This is a genomic window from Amycolatopsis sp. (genome assembly GCF_035276945.1).
Taxonomy (GTDB): Bacteria; Actinomycetota; Actinomycetes; order Mycobacteriales; family Pseudonocardiaceae; genus Amycolatopsis_E.
In genome coordinates this window covers 13,396-35,000 of record NZ_DATELF010000089.1, presented here as the reverse complement: position 1 = coordinate 35,000, position 21,605 = coordinate 13,396, and the positions used below count along the sequence as shown (strand labels likewise).

General features: G+C 66.9%; 19 protein-coding genes. 4 read left to right on the top strand and 15 right to left on the bottom strand.

The genetic code is table 11. The features are described from left to right. Positions 1-69 precede the first annotated feature (69 nt). The gene (locus VJT49_RS35250) at positions 70-402 is read left to right on the top strand and encodes a hypothetical protein (protein ID WP_414635965.1); all 333 of its coding nucleotides are present in this window, start codon (positions 70-72) and stop codon (positions 400-402) included. Here the strand turns inward: VJT49_RS35250 and VJT49_RS35590 are convergent. The 3 genes from VJT49_RS35590 to VJT49_RS15145 form a co-directional block, all read right to left on the bottom strand. After that, positions 332-517: a DUF7711 family protein gene (locus tag VJT49_RS35590; protein WP_422652936.1), complete on the bottom strand. Its 186-nt coding sequence runs from the start codon at positions 515-517 to the stop codon at positions 332-334. The genes VJT49_RS35250 and VJT49_RS35590 overlap by 71 nt on opposite strands. A gap of 305 nt (positions 518-822) precedes the next feature. Beyond that, a complete protein-coding gene (locus tag VJT49_RS15150) occupies positions 823-1,026 on the bottom strand; it encodes a cold-shock protein (RefSeq protein ID WP_324165449.1) in 204 nt (67 codons plus the stop codon). 108 nt (positions 1,027-1,134) lie between these two features. Beyond that, entirely contained in the window at positions 1,135-1,329 is a 195-nt protein-coding gene (locus VJT49_RS15145) for a hypothetical protein (protein WP_324165448.1), read from the bottom strand. 677 nt (positions 1,330-2,006) lie between these two features. Between VJT49_RS15145 and VJT49_RS15140 the strand changes: the two genes are divergently transcribed. After that, positions 2,007-3,428: a DEAD/DEAH box helicase gene (locus VJT49_RS15140; RefSeq protein WP_324165447.1), complete on the top strand. Its 1,422-nt coding sequence runs from the start codon at positions 2,007-2,009 to the stop codon at positions 3,426-3,428. A 428-nt stretch (positions 3,429-3,856) separates the two neighbouring features. On the opposite strand, the gene VJT49_RS15135 is transcribed toward VJT49_RS15140, so the two are convergent. From VJT49_RS15135 to VJT49_RS15120, 4 genes are read right to left on the bottom strand one after another with little or no spacing between them, the layout of a single operon-like run. Next, entirely contained in the window at positions 3,857-4,165 is a 309-nt protein-coding gene (locus VJT49_RS15135) for a Rieske (2Fe-2S) protein (RefSeq protein ID WP_324165446.1), read from the bottom strand. Further along, positions 4,162-6,606 carry a nitrite reductase large subunit NirB gene (nirB, locus tag VJT49_RS15130; RefSeq protein WP_324165445.1) on the bottom strand — a complete coding sequence of 815 codons (2,445 nt, stop codon included), beginning with the start codon at positions 6,604-6,606 and terminating at the stop codon, positions 4,162-4,164. The genes VJT49_RS15135 and nirB overlap by 4 nt, the downstream gene beginning before the upstream one ends. Position 6,607: 1 nt before the next feature. Next, entirely contained in the window at positions 6,608-6,955 is a 348-nt protein-coding gene (locus VJT49_RS15125; RefSeq protein ID WP_324165444.1) for a molybdopterin oxidoreductase, read from the bottom strand. A gap of 9 nt (positions 6,956-6,964) precedes the next feature. Then, on the bottom strand, positions 6,965-9,061 hold the full coding sequence (locus VJT49_RS15120) for a molybdopterin oxidoreductase family protein (RefSeq protein WP_324165443.1): 2,097 nt from the start codon (positions 9,059-9,061) through the stop codon (positions 6,965-6,967). 491 nt (positions 9,062-9,552) lie between these two features. Between VJT49_RS15120 and VJT49_RS15115 the strand changes: the two genes are divergently transcribed. Beyond that, positions 9,553-9,867 (top strand): hypothetical protein, encoded by a 315-nt coding sequence (locus tag VJT49_RS15115; RefSeq protein WP_324165442.1) that lies wholly within the window; start codon positions 9,553-9,555, stop codon positions 9,865-9,867. After that, positions 9,864-11,030 (top strand): hypothetical protein, encoded by a 1,167-nt coding sequence (locus VJT49_RS15110; protein ID WP_324165441.1) that lies wholly within the window; start codon positions 9,864-9,866, stop codon positions 11,028-11,030. Before VJT49_RS15115 ends, VJT49_RS15110 begins: the two co-directional genes overlap by 4 nt. A gap of 11 nt (positions 11,031-11,041) precedes the next feature. On the opposite strand, the gene VJT49_RS15105 is transcribed toward VJT49_RS15110, so the two are convergent. The 8 genes from VJT49_RS15105 to VJT49_RS15070 form a co-directional block, all read right to left on the bottom strand. Then, the gene (locus VJT49_RS15105) at positions 11,042-11,293 is read right to left on the bottom strand and encodes a hypothetical protein (RefSeq protein WP_324165440.1); all 252 of its coding nucleotides are present in this window, start codon (positions 11,291-11,293) and stop codon (positions 11,042-11,044) included. 182 nt (positions 11,294-11,475) lie between these two features. Next, entirely contained in the window at positions 11,476-11,700 is a 225-nt protein-coding gene (locus VJT49_RS15100; RefSeq protein WP_324165439.1) for a hypothetical protein, read from the bottom strand. 54 nt (positions 11,701-11,754) lie between these two features. Next, a complete protein-coding gene (locus VJT49_RS15095) occupies positions 11,755-14,163 on the bottom strand; it encodes a M48 family metalloprotease (protein ID WP_324165438.1) in 2,409 nt (802 codons plus the stop codon). Positions 14,164-14,214: 51 nt separating this feature from the next. After that, on the bottom strand, positions 14,215-14,700 hold the full coding sequence (locus VJT49_RS15090) for a hypothetical protein (RefSeq protein ID WP_324165437.1): 486 nt from the start codon (positions 14,698-14,700) through the stop codon (positions 14,215-14,217). A gap of 2 nt (positions 14,701-14,702) precedes the next feature. After that, positions 14,703-14,897 carry a hypothetical protein gene (locus VJT49_RS15085; protein ID WP_324165436.1) on the bottom strand — a complete coding sequence of 65 codons (195 nt, stop codon included), beginning with the start codon at positions 14,895-14,897 and terminating at the stop codon, positions 14,703-14,705. 1,653 nt (positions 14,898-16,550) lie between these two features. Beyond that, positions 16,551-17,036, bottom strand: coding sequence for a hypothetical protein (locus VJT49_RS15080; protein ID WP_324165435.1), 486 nt, complete (start codon positions 17,034-17,036; stop codon positions 16,551-16,553). A 1,073-nt stretch (positions 17,037-18,109) separates the two neighbouring features. After that, positions 18,110-19,303, bottom strand: a complete 1,194-nt coding sequence (locus tag VJT49_RS15075; protein WP_324165434.1) for a YcaO-like family protein — start codon at positions 19,301-19,303, stop codon at positions 18,110-18,112. 2 nt (positions 19,304-19,305) lie between these two features. Beyond that, positions 19,306-20,568, bottom strand: a complete 1,263-nt coding sequence (locus VJT49_RS15070) for a TfuA domain-containing protein (protein ID WP_324165433.1) — start codon at positions 20,566-20,568, stop codon at positions 19,306-19,308. Positions 20,569-21,605 lie beyond the last annotated feature (1,037 nt).

Sequence of the window (21,605 nt, the reverse complement as noted above, 5' to 3'; positions counted from 1 at the left end):
GTCCAAAGGGCGTATTTGGCCGGTTGGATTACCCCGTTGCGAAGTTTCCTGCTCTAGTACGTCTGCGCATTGCGTGTCTCGCCAGGCGCTCGCGCCTACCACGACGATCTCCGCCGCCGCGGCATCGGCCACCACGCCGCCCTACGCCAGCTGTCCAACCGACTGGTCGGCAACCTGCACGGCTGTCTCAAAACCGGCACCCTCTACGACGAGCACACCGCCTGGGCACACCACCAACAAGATCAACAAGCCGCCGCTCGACAAAACGAGATCATGGGGTGTCCAACGCATCAGAATATGAACCACACGGCGCTGGCCGAGCGGCTCGAGATCACGATCCGCCGGTGGGCACCCGTCGCCTGCTGGAGCGCGCGGCGGGAGATGCGCTGGGATCACGGATGACGTGGTTCCCAACCGGCTGGTGCCGGGAGCGCCACCAGTACGCGATGTCACCTTTGTCGGGCCGCAGGTTGTCCACCAGCCACGCCGTTCCCGATGGTTGCCAACACCAGGGCACCTCGTCCGGCGGCAGGTTGAGCGCGCTTTGAGGCGCTCGATTGTCAACGGCGGCCGAGATGGTTGGAGACGCAGGGTGGGGACGATGGATTGAGATCACACGGACCAACTCGGAGGGTAACTGCGGAATCGAGGTCGACACCGGAGGCAGACACCCGAACGACGTTGACCAGATCACGATCCACGCGCGCGGTGATGCCGCGATCGAGTCACTCGCCAACGTGTTTGGGCGGGCAGGCCGTCCGATATCGCCGTGCAGAGTGACGCGCCCGCACCGTGCGGAACGGGCGCGTCTGTGCTCAACCCTCAGATGACCCGCACGCCCTGAGCCTGCGGTCCCTTCTGACCCTGTCCGATCTCGAACTCGACGCGCTGGCCTTCATCGAGAGACTTGAAGCCGTTGCCCTGGATCTCCGAGTAGTGCACGAAGACGTCGGGACCGTCGCCATCCTGCGCGATGAACCCGAAGCCCTTCTCGCCGTTGAACCACTTCACACTGCCTTGCGCCATGCCTATATCTCCCTGCGGCGCCGTCTTGTCCTCACGGTGAGGCCAGCCGACTACCGGATTACGAAGCCACAAGCATCTCAGCCTTCTCCTTGGCCCGCCCGAGCGGGTTCACCGGAGCTTGCCGGACGCGGCGTCCAAACCGAGCATCGCCAGCAGTTGACTGCACTCCTCCACATCGGCCGCGTGACCGGCGACCGTCCTGGCCGCGCGGGCGTTCTGGACCGCTCTGTGGCGGTCTTCGACTGCCCTGGCCTGCGTAATCCGCGTTGGAGGCGGAGGACTGGCGTGTCGTGCCAAGGTCATCCGGCACCTTCCCTGTTCCGCCACGTTCACGTAGCTCTTACGACGAGAACTCGCTGTTGCGATCCGTCCGAATGACCCATGCTGACAGGTGCAGGCCGCCGCCACCAGCCCTGGCCACAGTGCGGTCACCAGCGCCCTGGCAGGGGAGGGCGCTTCGAGTGTGGTCGTGGACGCTGGGGTGCCCGCCGCCTGCCAGGTCACGAACGCTGTCGCCGATCCGTGCCACGTAGTGCCGGACTCGCACGCCGGGGTTCGCGCTGGGCAGGGGCCGGACCAGGCCCGGCAAGACCTATGCGTTCGTCCTACCGCCGCTGGCCAGGCGCGCCGCCACCCGCGCACCGCCCGGCAGGAAGACGGCCATGCCTCGTCCGAAGGCGTCATGGTGTGGTCCGACCCGCGCGTGCGTTTGCTCACGTCACGACCTTGCCAGGGCGACGGCTCGATCAACGGCAGCCTGACCGGTTCCCTCGAATGAGGACGCCGGCCCGGTGGTCATGGGCGGGCGGATCCTGGTGCGTCCGAGCCGCTGAATGTAGGCAGGCTGGCTGTTCGGGTAGAGTCGGTGACGCGGTCCGCTCAGTTCTGCCTCGGGCCGCGTTTCATGTCGACCACCACGCGCCGCGGTCCGCGAGCGGATCTGCGCCGGGCAGGACGACCCTTCTACTTTCGGAGCATTTATGGCGGTCACCCGCCCCCACAACACCTCCCTGTCCCCTGCCACCTCGTCCTTCGCCGAACTCGGCGTGCCATCGGCGCTCGCCCGTGCGCTCAAGGAACAGGGCATCGAAACACCGTTCGCGATCCAGGCCGCGACACTGCCGTCCTCGCTTGCGGGTCTCGACGTGCTCGGCCGCGGGCGCACCGGCTCGGGCAAGACGTATGCGTTCGTCCTGCCCGTACTGGCACGGCTCGCCGGTAGCGCCGCCAGGCCCCGGCCGGGGCGCCCGCGCGCACTGATCCTGGCGCCGACGCGCGAGCTCGCCAGCCAGATCGAGGGGGCGATGGCCCCGCTGGCCAAAGCGCTCTCACTGCGTACGCTCGCCGTGTTCGGCGGGGTGGGCGCCGGTCCGCAGATCTCCGCGTTGCGGGCGGGTGTCGACATCGTCGTGGCCTGCCCCGGCAGGCTCACCGACCATCTCGAATCCGGGCACGTACGGCTCGATGCCGTCGAGATCACGGTGCTGGACGAGGCCGATCACATGGCCGACCTCGGCTTTCTGCCTGCCGTTCAGCGGCTTCTTGCGAGAACCCCGGCGAACGGTCAGCGTCTGCTGTTCTCGGCGACGCTGGACGCCGGCGTCGACGTGCTGGTACGACGGTTCATGACCGACCCGGTCATCCACAGCGTCGACTCGGACCGGTCCCCAGTCGCGGCGATGCAACACCATGTGCTGCACCTGCGTGCCGACCAGCGGCTCCCGGTCCTGGTCGATCTCGCCTCGGCACCTGGACGCACCCTCGTGTTCACCCGCACCAAGCACCGTGCGAAAGTGCTCACCCGACAGCTCGTCGCGTCCGGAGTGCCCGCAGTCGAGCTGCACGGGAACCTCGGCCAGTCCGCGCGAACCCGAAACCTCGACGCCTTCGCCACCGGCACCGCGGCGGTGCTGGTGGCAACCGACATCGCCGCACGTGGAATCCACGTCGACGACGTCGCACTGGTCGTTCACGCCGACCCGCCCGTCGAACACAAGGCATACCTGCACCGGTCGGGCCGGACCGCCAGGGCCGGTGCGATGGGCACCGTGGTCACCCTGATGACCGACGAACAACTCACCGACGTGCGAGATCTGACCCGCAAGGCGGGCATCAAAGCCACCATCACGAAACTCGGCGCCGGACATCCGCTGCTGGCCGAAATCGCGCCCGGTGAACGTTCCCTCACCCCGCCTCCGGCCAAGCAACCGTCGGCCAACCGGCCGCCGCGCCGCCGCGGTGGCGGCAAGTCGACCAAACGGCGTGTTCCCTCCGCACAAGCCGAACCGAAGCCGGGCGCGCGTCGTGGGCAGTCCGCCGCCCACGTGGCGTCGAACGGCCGTTCCGGCGCCGCGTCCTTCTCCGCCGCAACGCGAGTGGGAACCCGTCGCGGTACCCGCTGACACAGGAGACAACGCATTCACGCGACCTGTGCTCGGCGCGGCGGGCCGAGGGCAGCACGTCGCCGTGGTCTGGACCCCACCGGCTACCGCGGCCCGGCCCCGGATACGTGGACGCGACGACCTCGTTGGGCTATAGCGTCACACTATTGGGGGTGCCGCCGGAAAAATCAGGTGTAATGGGCGAGTTCGTGGCGCCCGGGTCCCGGCGGGGATGACCCGGACAGGCTCCCGGTGATGACGTCGGTGACGAACCGGGCCACCGCAAGCGGTGCCGGGACGCCGTCCGCACCCGCGAGTCGAGAGCGCGCTCCAGACGGGGAAAGATCCCGGCGAGTAGCTCGCGCAGCCGGTTGACCCCCGCACCCACCATCCGCAAGCCCGACTGGCCTTCCAGCACCGCGCGGCCGACTACCCCCACCCAGTGGCACTCAAGCGAGGGAGATCATGACCTGGCCGTCGTGCTCCCATGCCGGGTACACCTCGACATGGTAGTCGGCGGTCACGCAGGAGCCGTCGGTGAGGCTGAACATGTTGGCGTGCAAGGGACACACCACAAGGTCCTGGTCGATCTGCCCGTCCGCGAGCGGGCCACCGCGGTGCGGGCAGAGCGCTTGCATCGCCCGCAGTTCGCCGCTGCCGCGCAGCCGGAACACGACGATCTGCTCGCCTTCGACGGCGTAAGCACGACCCTCGCCGAGGGGGATCTCCGCGGCCTGGCCCAGCGCCACGGTCCTCATCGGACCGGAAAAGCGTCGCGGAACTGGCCTTCGGTAACGGGTTTACCACCTTCCAGCCAGGGGTCGGAGAACGCATCGACGGATTCCCGCATCCGGGCGTCGAGTTCGGCCACGACGCCGTCGCGGTCATCGACCAGGACGGCTTTGAGCTCGTCCAGTCCCACTCGCGGCACGAAGTCGTAAGTGCGTTCGAGCCAGTTGGCGTTCTCCCGGTAGTACTGCATGAAGGTGCCGCACAGCCGCAGCGCCTCGGCGGACGAGCCGGCAATGGCCAGTACGTCGCCCTTGCGGACACTCGCTCCGGCCGCGCCGCCGATGTAGATTTCCCACCGGTCGTCGCCGACAGCGACCACCCCGACGTCCTTGACCATCGCTTCGGAACAGTTCCGGGGACAGCCCGCAACCGCGAGCTTCATCTTCGCCGGGCTCTCCAGGCCTTTGTAGCGTTCCTCCAGTTCGATGCCCAGCGCGGTCGAGTCGCCCAGCCCGTACCGGCAGAAATCGGTACCGACACAGGTTTTCACGGTGCGGAAGCTCTTGCCGTAGGCGAACCCGGACGGCATGCCCAGATCCGCCCACACCGCGGGCAGGTCCTCCTTCCGCACGCCGAGCAGGTCGATCCGCTGCCCGCCGGTGAGCTTGATCATCGGGACCCCGTACCGGTCGGCCACGTCGGCGATCCGGCGCAGCTGTGCGGCATCGGTGACGCCGCCGGAGATCCGTGGCACCACGGAGAAGGTGCCGTCCCGCTGGATGTTGGCGTGCACCCGGTCGTTGATGAACCGTGCGTCGCGCTCGTCGACGTACTCCGGGCCCCAGATCATCTTCAGCAGCGACGCCAGTGGCATCTTGCTCTTGACGTCCTCGCGCCCGTCGCGGGCAAGCTCGGCGAACACCGCGGACACGGACTTCAACCCGCGTGCCTTGATCTCGGCGAGCAGTTCCGGTTTCTCCATCGGGATCGCCGGGACATACCACCTGGTGCTCTCGTCCTGCTCCAGGTCACCGGCGGCCGCCAGTCCGACGATGTCGGCGACGAGGCTTTTGCAGGCGCCGCAACCCTTTCCGGCTCTGGTCGCGGTCATCACACCGCTCACGCTCTTCGTGCCGCCACGGACGCACGCGACCAGGTCGCCCTTGCTGACGCCGTTGCAGTTACACACCTGGACGCTGTCGTCCATCTCCTTGGCGCTTTCGGCCTGCGTGGGACCAGCCAGTTCGAAGAGCAGCTCCACCCGCTTCTCGGGCAACGGCAGCCCACGGTCGTAGGCCTGGGTCAGGAAGGCGACCTTGCTGCTGTCGCCGAGCAGGGTCGCCCCCACGAGTCTGCCGTCGCGGATCACGACGCTCTTGTAGACGCCGTGCCTGGGCTCGGAGAACCGGACGAACTCGTCGTCCTCGCGAGCCGGATGTTTCAGGCCCATCTGTGCCACGTCGACCCCGGCGACCTTGAGTTTGGTCGCCAGCCGTGAACCGTGGTACGCCGCCCTGGGATCGGTCCCGGTCAGGTGATCGGCGAGTACCGTGCACTGCTCCCACAAGGGCGCCACCAGGCCGTAGACCTCACCGCGATGTTGCACGCATTCGCCGACGGCGTAGATGTGGTCGTCGTCCACCGAGCGCAGCTGGTCGTCCACCACGATCCCGCGCTCCACGGTGAGCCCGGAAACGACGGCGAGCCCGACGTTCGGCCGGATGCCCGCGGTGACCACGACCATGTCACACGCGGTCGTCTCGTTCCCAAGCTCGATGCCGGCCACGCTGCCGTCCTCGCCGCGCAGGATCGCCGAGCTGCGCGTCCCCGTGCGCACCGAGATGCCCAGGCGTTCGACCGCGCGCCGCAGAATCCGGCCGGCCTCGTCGTCGAGCTGCTGGTTCATCAGCACCGGCGAAGACTGCACAACCTGCACGTCCAGCCCTTGTTTCCGCAGCCCGTGCGCGGCTTCCAGACCGAGCAGGCCGCCGCCGAGCACGACCGCACGCCGGTGCCGGCGGGCATAGTCGATCATGGCGGTGGTGTCGTCCAGGGTGCGGAACCCGAACACGCCCGGGGTGAGCGTGTGGTTGTCCACCCACATTCCTTCCGTCTTCGGGAAGAACGTGCGGCTCCCGGTCGCGAGGACGAGCTTGTCGTAGGACGCGATGGAACCGTCGTCGCCGTATACCCGCTTAGCGAACCGGTCCACCCGCACGATCCGTACGCCGTGCCGCAGTGTCACTTCGTTCTCGGCGTACCACGGCACCGGATTGAGGAAGATGTCGTCACTGGGTTCCTCGGCCAGCAAGCCGGACAGCATGATCCGGTTGTAGTTGCCGTAGGGCTCGTCCCCGAAGATCGTGATGTCGAGCCGGTCCCGGCCGCCGCGGTCGAGGATTTCCTCCACCACCCGTGCGCCCGCCATCCCGTTGCCCACCACGACCAGCTGCTGTCGCATGCTCATCTCAGACCTCCACCAGACCCAGGTCGACCACGACGGTGCCGGTCAGCCCGTCCGGAGCGGCCAGGTACAGCTCGACCTTGGTGCCGTCCTCCAGGTCCTCCACCACCCGCAGTGGCACATGGGTGTCGGCCTTCGCGCCGATCGGGAAGTAACGCATTGGCATGCCGTCCCGCATCAGCACGAGGGCCACCAGTTCGTCCGTGCTGTTCCCGCCGCGGAAGTACAGCGGCTGCGTGATTCCGCCAACCGGCACCGAGTACGTGAGATCGGGATGGAGCGGTACGGTCTTGTCCATTCCCTTGCCTTCGAACGAGTAGATCCCTTGCATGAAGCGGGGCGTGCTGTGCATGCTGACCTCCTAGGGACTGTTTGAGGGTGGTTTGCTGACCGCGACCGCGCAGGTCTTGAACTCGGGCATCCGCGAGTGCGGATCGAGCGACGCGGCGGTCAGCGCGTTGACGCCGCGCCAGTGAAAGGGCACGAAGACGGTGTCCGCACGGAGCGTGTCGGTGACCCTGGCGCGGAGCACAGCGGTACCCCGGCGCGTGGTCAGCTGGACGTCCTCACCGTCGGAAACCCCGACCAGGCGGGCGAGTTCGGGATGCAGCTCGGCGTAGGCCACCGGCTCGGCGGCGGCCAGTGTCGGGCTGCGGCGAGTCTGTGTGCCGGACTGGTAGTGCTTCATCGTGCGTCCGGTCGTGAGCACCCAGGGGAAATCCGGGTCGGGCAGCTCGGTGACCGGTCGATACCGGACAGGCACGAACCGCGCGCGGCCGTCCGGGGTCGGGAAGCGGTCCGTGAACAACCGCGGAGTGCTGGGATGCTGCTCCGACGGGCACGGCCAGAACAGCTCCTCACCGGCGGCCAACCGGTCGAGGGTGATACCCGCATAGTCCGCCGGACCGCCCGCGCTCGCCCGGCGCAACTCGTCGTAGACCTCACGGGCGCCGGAATCGAAAAACTCGCCGCGGCCCAGCCGGTTCGCCAGCAGCCAGAGGATCTCGAGGTCCGACCGCACGCCGGCCGGCGGTTCGGCCGCCTTGGCGCGGAGCAGCACCCTTCCCTCGAGATTGGTCATCGTGCCGTCTTCCTCGGCCCACTGCGTCGTGGGCAGCACCACGTCGGCGAGCTCGGCCGTCTCGGACAGGAAGAAATCCGACACCACAAGGAAATCCAGCTTTCCCAGCCGGTCAAGAACACGGTTGCCGTCCGGCGCGGACACCACGATGTTGGAGGCCAGCACCAGCAGAACCCGCACGCCGCTGTCTGTACCCAACCCGTCCAGCATCTCGTAGGCCGACAGCCCCGGCCGCGGCAGTTCGTCCGGCGGCACGCCCCAGACGGCCGCGACATGCGCTCGCGCGGCGGGGTCGGAAAGCTTGCGATAGCCGGGCAACTGGTCCGCTTTCTGACCGTGTTCCCGGCCGCCCTGACCGTTGCCCTGGCCGGTAATGGTTCCGTACCCGCTGCCCGCACGGCCGGGTAGCCCGAGGGCGAGCGCCAGGTTGGCGAAGGCCTGCGCGGTGTCCGTGCCGTTGCTGTGCTGTTCGGCGCCGCGGGCGGTGAGCACCATGGCCGTGCCCGCGGTGGTGAGGGTTCGCACCGCCGCGGTCATCGCGGCTTCCCGCACACCGGTGATCCGCTCCACCCGCTCCGGCCAATACGCGCGCACCGCACGTCGCACGGAGTCGAAACCCGTTGTGCGGGCGGCGATGTAGTCGTGATCGATCAGGCCGTCCCGGATCGCGATGTGCAGCAGGCCGTTGGCCAGGGCGAGATCGGTGCCGGGCACCGGCTGCAGATGCTGGGCCGCCACGGCGGCGGTCGGGGTGACCCGGGGGTCGACGACGATGTGCCGGGCGCCGCGAGCGCGGCCGGCGTCGAACCACTGCATCGCGGGCGGCATCGTGTCCGCGGGATTGCTGCCCACCAGGAGGATCGCGTCCGCGGCGGCGACATCGGAGAGCGGGAAGGGCAATCCCCGGTCGACGCCGAAGGCCCGCTGCCCGGCGACGGCCGCCGAGGACATGCAGAAGCGCCCGTTGTAGTCGATGGCCGAACTGCGCAGCGCCACCCTCGCGAACTTGCCGAGCTGGTAGCTCTTCTCGTTCGTCAGCCCACCGCCGCCGAAGCAGCCCACGCTGTCAAGGCCATGGTGCCGCTGGGCCCGCCGGATCTCGGCTTCGATCCGGTCCAGCGCCGTCGTCCACGAGGCCGGCCGCAGCGGAGCGTCCCGGTGATCCCGGATCAGCGGAACGGTGAGTCGTTCGGGGTGGTCGAGGAGTTCCACCGCGGTGGCCCCCTTCACGCACAGGCCGCCCCGGTTGACCGGGAAATCCGGCCTGCCCGCGACTTCCCACTCGCCATCGCGCTTGCTCAGCAACATGCCGCACTGCAGCGCGCAGTACGGGCAGTGCGTCGCGGTCTGCCGTGGCGTGTCCACTGCCCCCAGCATCGCGGCTCCACGTTTCCAGCCTGTTGCGTCGCGAAACCACGCCCGGTAAAACCTGGGATTGCTGGATGATCGAGACGCCGCGGACATCCGTTCAGTCGTGACCACGGTCATCGCCGACGTCGTGCCAGGGCGCTTGCCCTGAACCACGCACAACGACGAACCTTGCCGGAACACTCTTCCGGCAAGGCCCGTCGTGCGATCGTGAGTCAGCCCGGCGAACCGGCCGTGCACGAGTATTTCGTGGCGTGCGCCGGGTCGAGGGCGTTGGTTACCACGTTCCAATCGTTGAGGTCGTAGGCCTCGCCGGCGGACGTCTACGCGCTGCAGGCGGTCGGCCTCACAGGCATCGCGAATTCGGCGAGTCAGCAGCGCGACGTCGGCTCCTTGACGGCCGCGGTAGGTGTGCAGCTCGTCGACTACTCTGCCACCTCGTGACACGACGTTTTCCGAAGTCTGCAATGCGTTTGGCCGGCCGGTGGCGGACCGTGGCGATGAGTGGCTGGGACCGCGACGCGATCGACCTGGTCGAGCCTGGTTTCATCGAGTTCGCCGGGGACCGGACCGGGCAATTCGGGTTCATCGCCGTCAACGGTTGGCTGGACTGCCGCCCCGCCGATCGGGACGGCCGGCCCGGTGTCGAGTTCACCTGGGAAGGCGCCGACGAGGGCGATCAGATCAGCGGACGCGGCTGGGCGGTTTGGGTTGACGACGAGACGATCGAAAGGCATCTGTTCTTCCACCCGGGCGACGACTCGAGTTTCCGAGCGGAGCCGTTCACCGGCGCCGATGAACTGGACGGGCAGTGAGCGAGTACCAGTACTACGAGTTCCTGGCGATCGACCGGCCGCTGGACGATGACGAGCAGGCCGATGTCCGGTCGCTGTCCACCCGGGCGAGGATCACCTCGACCAGTTTCGTGAACGAATACCACTGGGGCGACTTCAAGGGTGACCCGCGCCGCCTGATGGAGCGCTACTACGACGCGCACCTGTATGTCGCCAACTGGGGCACCCACCGAGTGATGTTCCGTCTGCCGTGTGATCTGCTCGATCCCGATGTCGTCGAGGACTACGGCGCTGGCGATGAGGCGAGTGCCTGGGTCACGGGCGAGTTCGTCGTGCTCGACTTCACCAGCGAGGACCACGCCGGTGAGTTCGACTTCGACTACGACCCCGAGACCTTGCTGTCGGCGATCGTCGGAGTTCGCGCCGAACTCGCCGCCGGTGATCTCCGGCCGCTTTATCTCGCCTGGCTGGCGGCTTATGGCGCTTGGGAGCGCGACGAGGACGTTTTCGACCGCGACGCCGACGACGATCTCGAACCACCGGTTCCGCCCGGGCTGGGCACGCTCACTGCGGCGCAGCGGGCGCTGGCCGACTTTCTCCGCCTCGACGACGACCTCCTCACGACCGCGGCCCAGGTTTCTCCACCGCTGGAGGAGACCGCTGACAATCCCGATGACCTCGCCACTTGGGTGACCCGCCTGCCGGTCGCCGACAAGAACCGGCTCCTCGCGCGGGTCGTGCTGGGGGAGGCCGCGCGGGTGCGGATGGAGCTGCTGCACCGCTTCCGCGGCGACACCGCTCCGGCCATCCCCGTCCCAGCCCGCCGGACCGTGGCCGACCTGCTCGACGCGGCGGCCCGCCGACGAACCAACCGCGAGCGTCGCCTGGCCCTCCAGCGTGTCGAAGACGAGGCACGCCGGGAACAAGCGCGCGCCCTGGCCCGCGACCGACGACTCGACAGGCTGGCCGAGGAGGGAGACGCGGCGTGGTCGCGCGTCGACGCACTGATCGCCACCCGCAAACCGGCCGACTACGCCGCCGCCGTCACCCTGCTCACCGATCTCCAGTCACTCGCCGAACGCGAGGACCGCGACGACGCATTCACGTCGCGCATCACCGCACTGCGGCAAACGCACGCTCGCAAACCCAGCCTCATCGAACGCCTCAACCGAGCGGGCATCTGAGGGTCATTCGCCTACGCGACGAATGCACCTCCTTCTTCCGCCGCAACCGCAAGCAGAGCAACTGCCCAGCCCCTTACGTGAACGTCGCCGTCGCCGAGTACGCCTTGTGCGCTACTACGGTACGGATCTACCGGGCCCGCGACGACGACCAGCACCGGCTGCTCAACCACGTCCTCTTCCGCCGGCTCGACCTCGCCGATGGCCGAACCACGAACCACGAACCACCGCCAGCGATACCTACACCTGAGCGACACCAGCCACACAGGCACGACACCTTATGGGGTTAAAAGCCCAAAAACAGGCTATGACCGGCAAAAACCCTTTCGCTCGTATTGGGAGCGAGAGGGTTACTCTGCATATGAAGCCGCACGTCAGACTACAAAAATGGAATCTTCGGCGGTCCTTGTGGGCGCTTACTCCAAACGCCCGGACCTGGCGAACGCTGTCAGCGGGTGGTCGACTTGGCCCGAGGTCGTTCGAGTTGGCCCGCACCCAGGGCACCCATCCCGAACTCGACCCACGACCCGTCCTTGACCCCGTTGGCCAGGTCCACCGCCGACTCGTCGATCCCGATCCCCGTTACCGCGGTCGTCCGCGACCGCGCCTGGGCTACCGATTCGACATGCCATCCCCCGTTGTTCGCCTGGGGTACAACGGAACCAGCCGGCAAAGCGGTTCCACAATCACCTGAATGTCGCAACTCCGGCCGTGGCGACTGACAGTGCTACAGCGTGAGGACGAAGTGCGCCCACGTGTCGGATTCCTGCGCGCTGACGCGGAGCGCGTGGGTGGCGGGTTGGAGCACCGTGTGGTTGTTGGTCTGCCAGACCACTGTGAAGGCGGTGTATCCGGCGATTTTGAGGTTGAGGCTGGTGAGGCAGTGGTGGTGGGCTTGGCGCACGGCGTCGTTGGGTGGCGGGTAGGACTCGGCCTCGTCGCGGAGTTGACGCAGCGGTTCGAGGACGTGAGTGCGGGCCTGGTCCGCGCGGGCTTCGGGGCCGAGGTTCTGGTCCGCGGCGATGTTTTCCATGGCCGTCTCGAGGTTGTGGCGGCGCAGGAGGATGTCGGGTGCAAGACGGGTTTTGTAGTCGTGGACCGCTTCGGCCACGACCCACGCTCCGTCGTCCACAGCGGACCCGGCCGGCGGTGGCAGGTCAGGCATGGCGAGGGCCACGACGGGGGAGATGGCTGTGGTGACCACGGCGGGCACAGCGATCAGGGCGAGCCATGACGGCCCGCGGCGGGGTGTCGAGGGTCTGGCCAAAGCGAGCGGTGCCGCCACCAGAGACAAGAGAAAGCCGGCGGCGAGGGCGCGGGCCAGGATGTCGGTGGCGAAGCCGGCGGTGAGGTCGCCGCCGCGCAGGGTGTTGATCACGAGGAGGCCGGCACCGAGGGTGGCGGCCGCGACAGGTCCGGCCAGAAGCGCGGTGGCGCGCCCGAGGACGCCGAACGTCAGGGCGAGGGTCGTGGCGGCGGTCGCCGCCACGGTCCCGGCGACCCACGCGTAGGTGTGCAGCAGGTTTTGCTGCTCGGTGATCCCGGCCGGTGAGGGTGTCAGGGAGCGGAGCACGGCGAGCACGGCGGCGCCGGCCGCACCGGTGGCCAGACCGGTGGCGACGGCGTGCCGGGGGAGCGGGGTTCCGGGAAGGGCGCGGGCGGTGGCCCGGGTGACGACCACGGCGAGGATGACGGCCACCACGGCGGTGACCCGGCTTTCTCCCAGGTCCACCAGGGCTGTGAGCGAGTCCCACCCCGCCGGTACGAGGGCGGTGAGCAGGCCGGCTGCCCAAACCGCGATTCCGAACACGATCGTGGCGAGCACGGCCGGCGGGATCGCGCGCGGCCGGGCGCGGGTGCGTGACCACACGTCGCCGAGCGCCGCGACCACGACCGTGGCGCCCGCGAGGAGTGCGGCGCTGAGGACGACCGGCAGGGGCTGCCCGAACCGGGCGAGCCCCTCCAGCGCGGTCCCGGCGAACGATGCGGCCTGCCCGGTGACGCAGCCGGCGAACACCCCCAGCGCGGCTGGTGCGATGTGGGCGGGCCGCCCCGCAACGGCTTGCCGCCACAAGCCCACGCCCAGCGTTCCGCCCAGCAACGGAGCCAGGAACAGGGCGACGACCGCCCGGGCCAGACCGGTGACCGCGGGGTTGTCGAGAAAGGCGGAGACGATCAGGTTGCCGAGTAAGGGCAGCATGAGCGTGGCGAGGAAGGCCACGGTGAACCCGTCGGCAACGGTCACGGCCGTCGCTCGGGCGGGGTCGCGGACGACGTCGAGCCGGGTGGCGGGGTCGGGGTGGTTGGCGATCCAGCGGTGGAACGCGGTGCGGCGGGCCGGTTGGGGCAGAGACGCGAGCACGGCGATCACCGAGGCAGGTCCGCCGGTTCGGGCCGCCCGCAGGTCCGCGTCGTGCTCGCGGGATCGGAGCAGGGCGCGCCGAGCGACGTGGGTCACGCAGGCGAGCACCACGGCGCGCCACAGGTAGTCAGGCACCACGGACAGGTCGTCGGCGGCCAGGCTCAGCGCCACCGGCAGCAGGAACATCGGCGCGAGCAGGTACCACACGGCGTTGGCCAGCCAGGACCACCCCACGTCGCGGTGCGCCAGATGGGACAGCTCATGCCGGAGAACCGTGTCGAGGACCGGGTGTCCACAGTGGAGGGTGAGTTTCAGTGGCAGGGCGATCCGGTACCGGCCGGGTCGGCCGAAACAGAACGCATCACGTTGGGTGGGCCGCCCGATCAGCACGACCGGTACCCGGCGCAGACCGAGTTCACGCGCCAGAGTTCGCGTGCGGTCGACCGCCCAGGCCATGCCGGGGCCGGGGGGCCGCAGCCTGCGACGCCGCTGGACGACGGTCGGTGCGATGATCAGCACCGCCAGACCGGCGAGCAGCATGCCCACCGCCGAAGCGAGTGCGAACGCCGCCCGACCGCGTTCCGCGGATGCGGAGCAGGTCAGGAAAGCATCCTGCTGCCCGGCCCCATCGGGCGCGGCCGCTGACACGGTGGCGCACTCGCCGACCGCGGCCGTCCACTCCCGCCCCTCGATGAGGTTGAAGGTGGCGCTGCCGACGAACAGTCCCGCGGTCAGGATGGCCGCGACGAGGACCACGAACCGTGCCGTGGTCACCAGGGGGACCGTCGGCACATGCGGCCTCGCCTCGGTACGCACCGGCACGCGTCAATTCCGGCTCAGCAGGCTGCCCACGACCGCGTCGGCCAGCGACGCCGCCTGGTCGCCCGGCATGCCGAGGGCGACGGCATGCCGATAGGCCGCGTCGCGAACGCAGTGGACCTGCTCAGGCCCGAGGGCGAGGCTCTCGCCGGCCGCGGGGCGTGCGCCCGCCCGGCGGAACAACCGGCGCACACGCTCGGCCACCACGTCCGCGGCGGCGTCCTTGACCCCGTCGGCGACAACCGACGCGAGGTAATGCACCACAGGCGTCACGGCAGCCAGCACGTAGGGAGCGGCCAGCGCGATGTCCACACCGAAGCCCAGCGGCTCGTCACGACGTTTCGGACGCACAACGGCCTGCGGATCGGCGAAGTATTCCTCCGCAGTCTCCGCCAGGATCTGCAACTCCTCCGGAACCGTCCGTTCCAGCACGAGCGCGGCCAACTCGGTGACCAGCTGTTTCTCGACGCCCGGCATCCCGTTTCTTTCCATGACTACCCGTCCTTCACGTAGCTGAATTCGCCGTAGAGATCGGTGAGTACGAGCACCTCGATGTCGTACCCGTAGACGTCCCCCGCGTTCTGCAGCGACCATCCGGCGGTCCGTTCCACCCGTTCGACCGGGCCTGCCACCTCCACCGGCCGCAACACGATCTCCTCGCCCGTGCCACCGGCCACCCCGTATTCCACGAATCGCGGAATAGCAGTACTTTTGTCATGGGACAACTGATAACGACCGTCCCCACGGAAGACGACGGTGTATCCTGACGCGGCCCCTTCACCGCCGACCCACCGCCCGATCAGGTCCGTCGGAATGCCGCCCGGAAGGGGCTCCACCGTCGAGGGTTCGGGCGTCGTCACCTCCGCCTCCGCGGCGGATGAACCCGCCTCGGCCGTCCTCACCACGGAATTCGGCGATGTGCCGGGAAAATTCCGCGAACCCGACGGCGACCCGCCGTCGGCGCAACCGGTGAGCGGAAGCACCAGCACAAGCACCAGCCCCCACGCGCGACAACAGAACCGCACCCTCGCTCCGAACAAGCCATCGCCTCCTCGAAATCGGCGATCCGGGCACACCCGCCCGATGAGGGCGGGCGACTACGACATCTGGTTCGGAAGACGCACGTCGTGATGGATCTGTTTCGGCTACCGCGCCATTTCACTCGTCCGGCGCAGCGCATTTTCGTTGTATGACCTAAACAAGTAAGAAATACGATTATTCCCGGCCCTCGGGTGGTCAGTGCGTGCGACCACGAAAAACTGAGATTTTCTGGGGCATTCGAAGCGGGATTCCCGCGGGAGACGAACGAACAGCACCGACTCCGGTTCCGGCTGCGCCAAAGACCGGAATTGTCCGGCCGGAGATGTCGAACCTACCGCTGTGACGGTGCGGGCCGGGTAGGCCGGGCCGCCTGGAATGGAGGGGTTGGAATGGCGGCCGGGTCGTTGGGTTCGTTCCGCGGGTGCCGGGCCGCCTCGCGCTCACCTGGCCGAGCCGCACCTGCTCCGGCACGTGGTCGAGTTGCTTGGTCACCTCGTCGGGCGCGTACGGGCGGATGCGCCGCACCATGACGGTGTCCAGGGTCGATCAGCGGCCGCGCGTCGCGGCGTCCCTGCTTCGCTTGGGCCGCGTTCAGCACCATGTACACCACGTCCGCGACAATCCGGTGTGCCGGCGAGGGCCGGAGTTGCTCGACGTACTTCCGCGCGTCCTCAATGGAGATCCGTGGCTCACCCCGATCGGGTCGAGAGCCCGATCCGCTGCCGGTGCTCATCTCGACACCTCACCTACGAGCTTCGCCGACATCAGCACAAGTGCACCCGACAACCATCATTGCCCGATCCACGTCCACAGTCCATTCCCGACACCTCGAGAGATCGTCCTGAGCTGGCCGGCTCCCGGCGCCCCCGCAAGAGGTTGAAACCAGGGACTCGACAGATCACCGGCGCGAGATCGACGAGAAGTGAGGGGGACCAGGACCAGTTGGGCTGAAGAGTGAAGCGCCGAGGATCAGGCTTGTCTCGAAAGCCCCAGGTAAGGCCAGCCGGCCGAGTTGATGCCACGCCAACTCCTGACTGTGCCCGGGACAGCCTTACTCGCGAGGCGATCGATCCAATCCTTGAGCTCATCGACCAATTCCCCGACTATCGCGAGCTACCAGGTAGTGCGCAAGGTGAGGAGCGCGACGGCGACTGTAGCCATCGCCGTCCCCGGCGACCGAGTCGGAGGCCGCCATAACCGCTCCAACTCCGACAGCCGAGCACTTTCGCCCACCGTCACCAACGCCACCAGCGACGACGCCTGCGCGCCAATCGTAGAATGTCGTGATCAACTACGTGAGGTCAACGTGCCCTGCCATCACCCCGCCCGCCAAGTAGACGCACAAACAGCGCTCGAATCACCAAAACCGCAGCTCGCAGGGCTACCAGCCCGTTCAAGATCAAGTAATTCAGGTCAAACTCAAGATCCAATAAACCCTGCGCTGGTTGAATTCTCGATGGTAATTCCTCGTTTGAATGGATGACGAAATGAACATTGTTGAACTCGCTGCAGCCCAACAGGTTCCCGCCAAGGGTGGCGATATGCAACCCCTGGAAGCAATACTCCCCGGTATGCCCGTGGGATGCACTGAACTGATACCCGTCGTTGCCGCTGGTCGGGCGCTCGCGCACTTTTATCACTTTGCCAAGGCGGCCATTGGCGTGCAGTACGTGGACCAGACGGGGGCAAGTCTCGCGAGCACGAAGCATCTCGATCAGTTGTCGTTTGATGGTCTGGTCGACCTCGCATCCCGCACGAGGGATTGAGGAGTTACCGGCCTTGATCATTCACGGGCCCTGAGTATTCGTCGATGAATAAAAGTGCTCCTGGCCAGGGAAGACAAGGGTGTCCAGGTCAGATGCGCTGCGGCTGTGATCTCGTTGCGAGGCGCCGTTTGGCAGAATCCTCTCGGGCTCATCGGACTGGAAGCGTGCTTTGATGGTGCCGTAGCGGCGTTCGACCGACTTCCTGGCCTTTGTAGCGGCGCGGGATCTCGGCCGGGTCGACGTTGGCGGGCCAGGTTGGTCAGCAGCGCGTACCAGCCGTGGCGACTTGGTCGAACCACCAGCGCAGGGAGGGTTTGCCGGTGGGGGATCGGTGCCGGTCTCGGTACGGAGGTAGGCGCCGACGCGGCGGGCGGAGGCGATCGCGGTGATCCGGACGGTCACGGCTTTCTCGTCGGGGTAGTGCCGGGAGCCCAGTCCCCGTTGCAGGCGTTGAAGGTCGTCGCGGGCGCGGTCGAGTTTCTTGGCCCGCGCGGTGGCCGCAGCGTGTGCCCGGGCGGTGGAGCGCACGAACACCCGTCAGAGTGTGCACACAGGGTCCCGTTTGCGTTTGCCCGCCAGCGTCATGGTGTCCTCGGTGACGTGCCACTGGCCGCGTTGTGCGGCGGTGGCACGCGTCGCGTTGCGCGACGTAGTCGACCTCGATGGCGGAACCGAGGTCCGGCGCGGCCAGCGTCGCGGCAGGGGTGTAGGTCTTCGCCGCGGGGGCGATGAACCCGGTACCGGAGGCGATCATCGCCCAGACACTGGTGTAGGATGTCAGATTGGCGTCCCTGATCAGCAGCAACCCCGCGGCCTGGCCATCTTTTGCAATTCGGTCATCGCACCCACCACCTGGGCGACCTCTGCGGCCCCGCCGTCGTAGGCCCGATGGAAGACCGGTATCCCGCCGTCGCCGGTGACCGCCGGTCCGGTTTGGATCTGCTTCAGGTCCGGGCGGCGGTCCTTCGGGTGCCCGAACTTCGGCGCCGCTGCGAAACCTTGTTACGTGCTTGCCGAGTCGATGGGCACCGGCATCCGAGCCGGCATATCCAGCCATAAGACCTGACTGTCGCCGGGTTTTGAGAACTGTTCGCTCACAGACGTGGGTGGACGCGTTCGCCGTCGAGCGCCGCTCCTGGGACAATCACCTTCACGACCGCGAATTCGGTAGCCGTACTGAGATCGGCTAGTAACGGTTCAGTTCCGGTAACCTGCTGGACCCTCTGGCAGATCCAGTCCAGCTCCGCACCCAAATCGACCGACGGCGTCGGCCCTTCGGCGGCCAACTCGTCCCACGGCACTACGGTTCCCTGTCGTGGCGTGAAATTGCTAACTTCCCAGTGGCCTGGCCGGTAGATCGGAGGAAGATCGTCACGGCTGCCGGTAATAGCGGTCAGCCTGCTCTGAGCGGCCTCTGTGATCGCCCGGGACACCGCAACATGCGGATCGAGATGGGCCCCCCAGCCCAGACAGACGACCGGGAAGTCCGTGCTCCAGACTTTGGCTCCGAAGCATGGAACACCGAATCGGTTGGTTAGCCGGTTGATGGTCAGGCTTGCCCCCGTAGCCATTATCGATTTGACCAGGGACGAGCAAGCGACATCTGCTATGGAGGCAGGATCGACGTACTCCGGCGAAGCTGAGCGAGGCTGCCTGCTCAAAGCGTCTCGCTCGACAACCTCATAGAGTGCGTGCAGGCTCGCTTCCTTACGGCTGTTGCCGGATGCCAGCCCATTGCTGCTCCACTTCAGGCCCGCCGGCGACCACCGACGCTTGTCATGGCCGTTCAGTGCCACCAGTTCCGAGGGGACGGGCACCGCTCGGCCACTGAGCATACCGACGCATTCGCCCCAGTCAAGCAAGATCGTGTCGGTGACCAGGGCGTCCGGCCCGGACGCCAAGTCCCCGATCCGGTAGGGAAGATTCAGCGCCCGGCCGGGCGTCTGCGGATACGTAATGGCTTTTTTCGTATTCTCCGCGTGCCAGAGCTCGATCGCCTCCATCGCCGCCGAGATCTTGGCCAGCAACTTCGTCCGGCCTTTTCCTTGGGAAACGCTGAGACTCTTGGCCAACGGGCGAACTGCCATCGCCACTGGCACGCCGAGTGTATCCAGTCCTGTCACGTCCGCGATTCGAGTAATACCGAATTTTTCCAGCATCGGGGCAATCAAAGCCCAAGTCTGCTCCGGTCGCCGCACCCGGTGAGTACCAGTAAAGAAGACCTTGACATCGCTGGACGGGGTGGACTCGGATCCACCGATGGGATCTGGGGTGTCTGTGCCGAGCATGGTCAGCTTGTGACCACCGCGGAACGACCGGTACCGACAGGCCGGAACCGACTCCGCAGGAAGAACATGCGTACCGCGTCGACCGCATCCTCAACCGAGCGGAATCCGCGATCTCTGGCCGCGGCTAGCAAGGCAGGCACGGCCCTACCTTCGACACCTTCGACCTGCCACACCTGCGCCAGATGGTCGCGAAGCACTTCGGGTTTCAAGTTGTCCGCACTCTGCCCACCCGCCCACGAAGCCACCTCCGCGTTGATCACGTGGGATTCGGCAACTGCGCGCAGGACCTGCGGATCGGCGAGAAGGCCGGCTTCCGCCTGAGCGAGGTCATGACTTTGGTACAGCGGATCGTAAGACCGCACGAGGACACGGATCAACGCCTCGTCCGCCGGCAGTTGCGCCATCTCCGCCGTAGTCAGCCAGCGCGCAGCTTGCCGCTCGGTCAGAGACCCGGGGGTCAGCCCGTGTCGAGCGGCAGCCGCCAGCGCGCTGCGAAAGAGGTCATGCCCGTCACTGTCTGCCAGCTCCGTCACTTGGGCGAGAACAAAGCGGCGCCATCGTGAAGGGAAACCATCATGATAGATCTGAAGGTAACGAAGCGTGTCGCGTCGGCCGACTTCGACGCCGTTGACTTTCGTGACCGAGAACTGTGTCTCCCATTCGGTGAGGAAGTGGTTCCGCCACTCACTGTTCATCACCAGGTTCCGATGCCCGCTGCTCTTCTTTCCCTTACCAGCGGCTACCACACGCAAGGTATCCAAGGTGTCCGACGACTTTACATCCGCGCTTTCAGGCTGACCTTCCATGAAGGCTTGGAGCTTGGTGAGCGCACGGTTCGAGCTACCCGGACTGCGATCCGCCGCGGATCGGATGGAACGCCAACTACGCTCAGTGTAGTGGCAACTTCGCGCGATCGCGACAATTTCGCTCCCTTCGGCTTCGGACAGCACACTCGCTGATTTGGCTGATTCTACGGCGTAACGAATGCCAACCAGAGGTATGGTGAGCTTGCGATACTCAGGCGCGGGCGTGTGCGCGACAGCCACCTCGTCGTCCGCGTCGACCACACCGTCGCGATACATCTCGAACACTACCCCGTTGCCGATCATTCCATACCTATGAAGCTCGGCTGCGCGAAGCGCGCCCATACTGGCGCACCCGAACACTGACACATCCTCGTCGAGCAGCGCAAGGATTTCCTTGTGGCGAACCGAAGCACTGTGATGGTAATAGCCATCAACGAGCACGACCACGTCCCCGGCCACGCAGCCCACCCTGAAGAGATCGCCATGACCTACCGGAGGATGTAGGATCGCATCAGGAATAACGTGCAGCGCAGCCGGGGCCGGTAACGACGGACCCAGAAATATATGGACGGTCAATTGTCGTCAGTCCGAAAACTCCACTGCACAACACGCGACTTCAGCACTCGCTTGCACCTCGAACACGTCGGACAGTTCCGCTTCCTCTCGGCGAGCATTGACGTGCTTGATCAAGTCTTCCACGTAAATCTCCTCATCTTCACTGAAGCTGCTCCAACATTCCGGTGATACAACTACACCGCCAATCAAAGCGCTTCGACGGTAACTCGCTGACGGCAAGAAGCATAGAGAAGAACCGGGGTGGGAAGGAACCAACAAAATTGGAAGTCGGTGGCATCTGGTGGGCCACATTGGACGTAGGCCAGGCCGGTCAGCCTGCTGAACTTGGCAAACGGGCAGAACCCGCCGACTATGTGATTTACATCACTTCTTGCTTCTGTCAGGTTTCGGTGAGCGGTGGGAGATCTTGTGGTTCCTGCACGACACTGTCGGTGTCTTGCACGGACGCATACACTGAGCCGTGCCAGGGCGAACGGCGACCGTGGACCCCCGCCGAGGCCGGCGCCGCCGGCGTGACCGACGAGGATCAGGCGACAGTGTCAGCCAGCGGGGCAGACACTTTCCGTTGAGGTAGCCAGCGTTACCCACCGCGAACTCCAGACCCGCCTCCGCCAACTCCTCCGCACCCGCATAGACAAACCACTCGTACCGCGGCTGATGCTCTCGGGAGTCCGGCCCCGGCGAACCCATCCGGCATCACCGTCAGCCGCTCACCCGCGGAATCCCAACGCCGGGGCCACTGCTCAACAAACCGCTGCCGCCGGTCGCACTCCTCCGCCCACACCGACGCCAACGGCTCGACCGCGAGCTCCTCCCACTCCACTCGGTCCGCTCCGCGGGCAGGCGACGCTCGCCCAACACGCCAGCCTCCGGCTGGCCGACACCTCGCACCGGGCTTTCGACTTCAACGACGAACAATC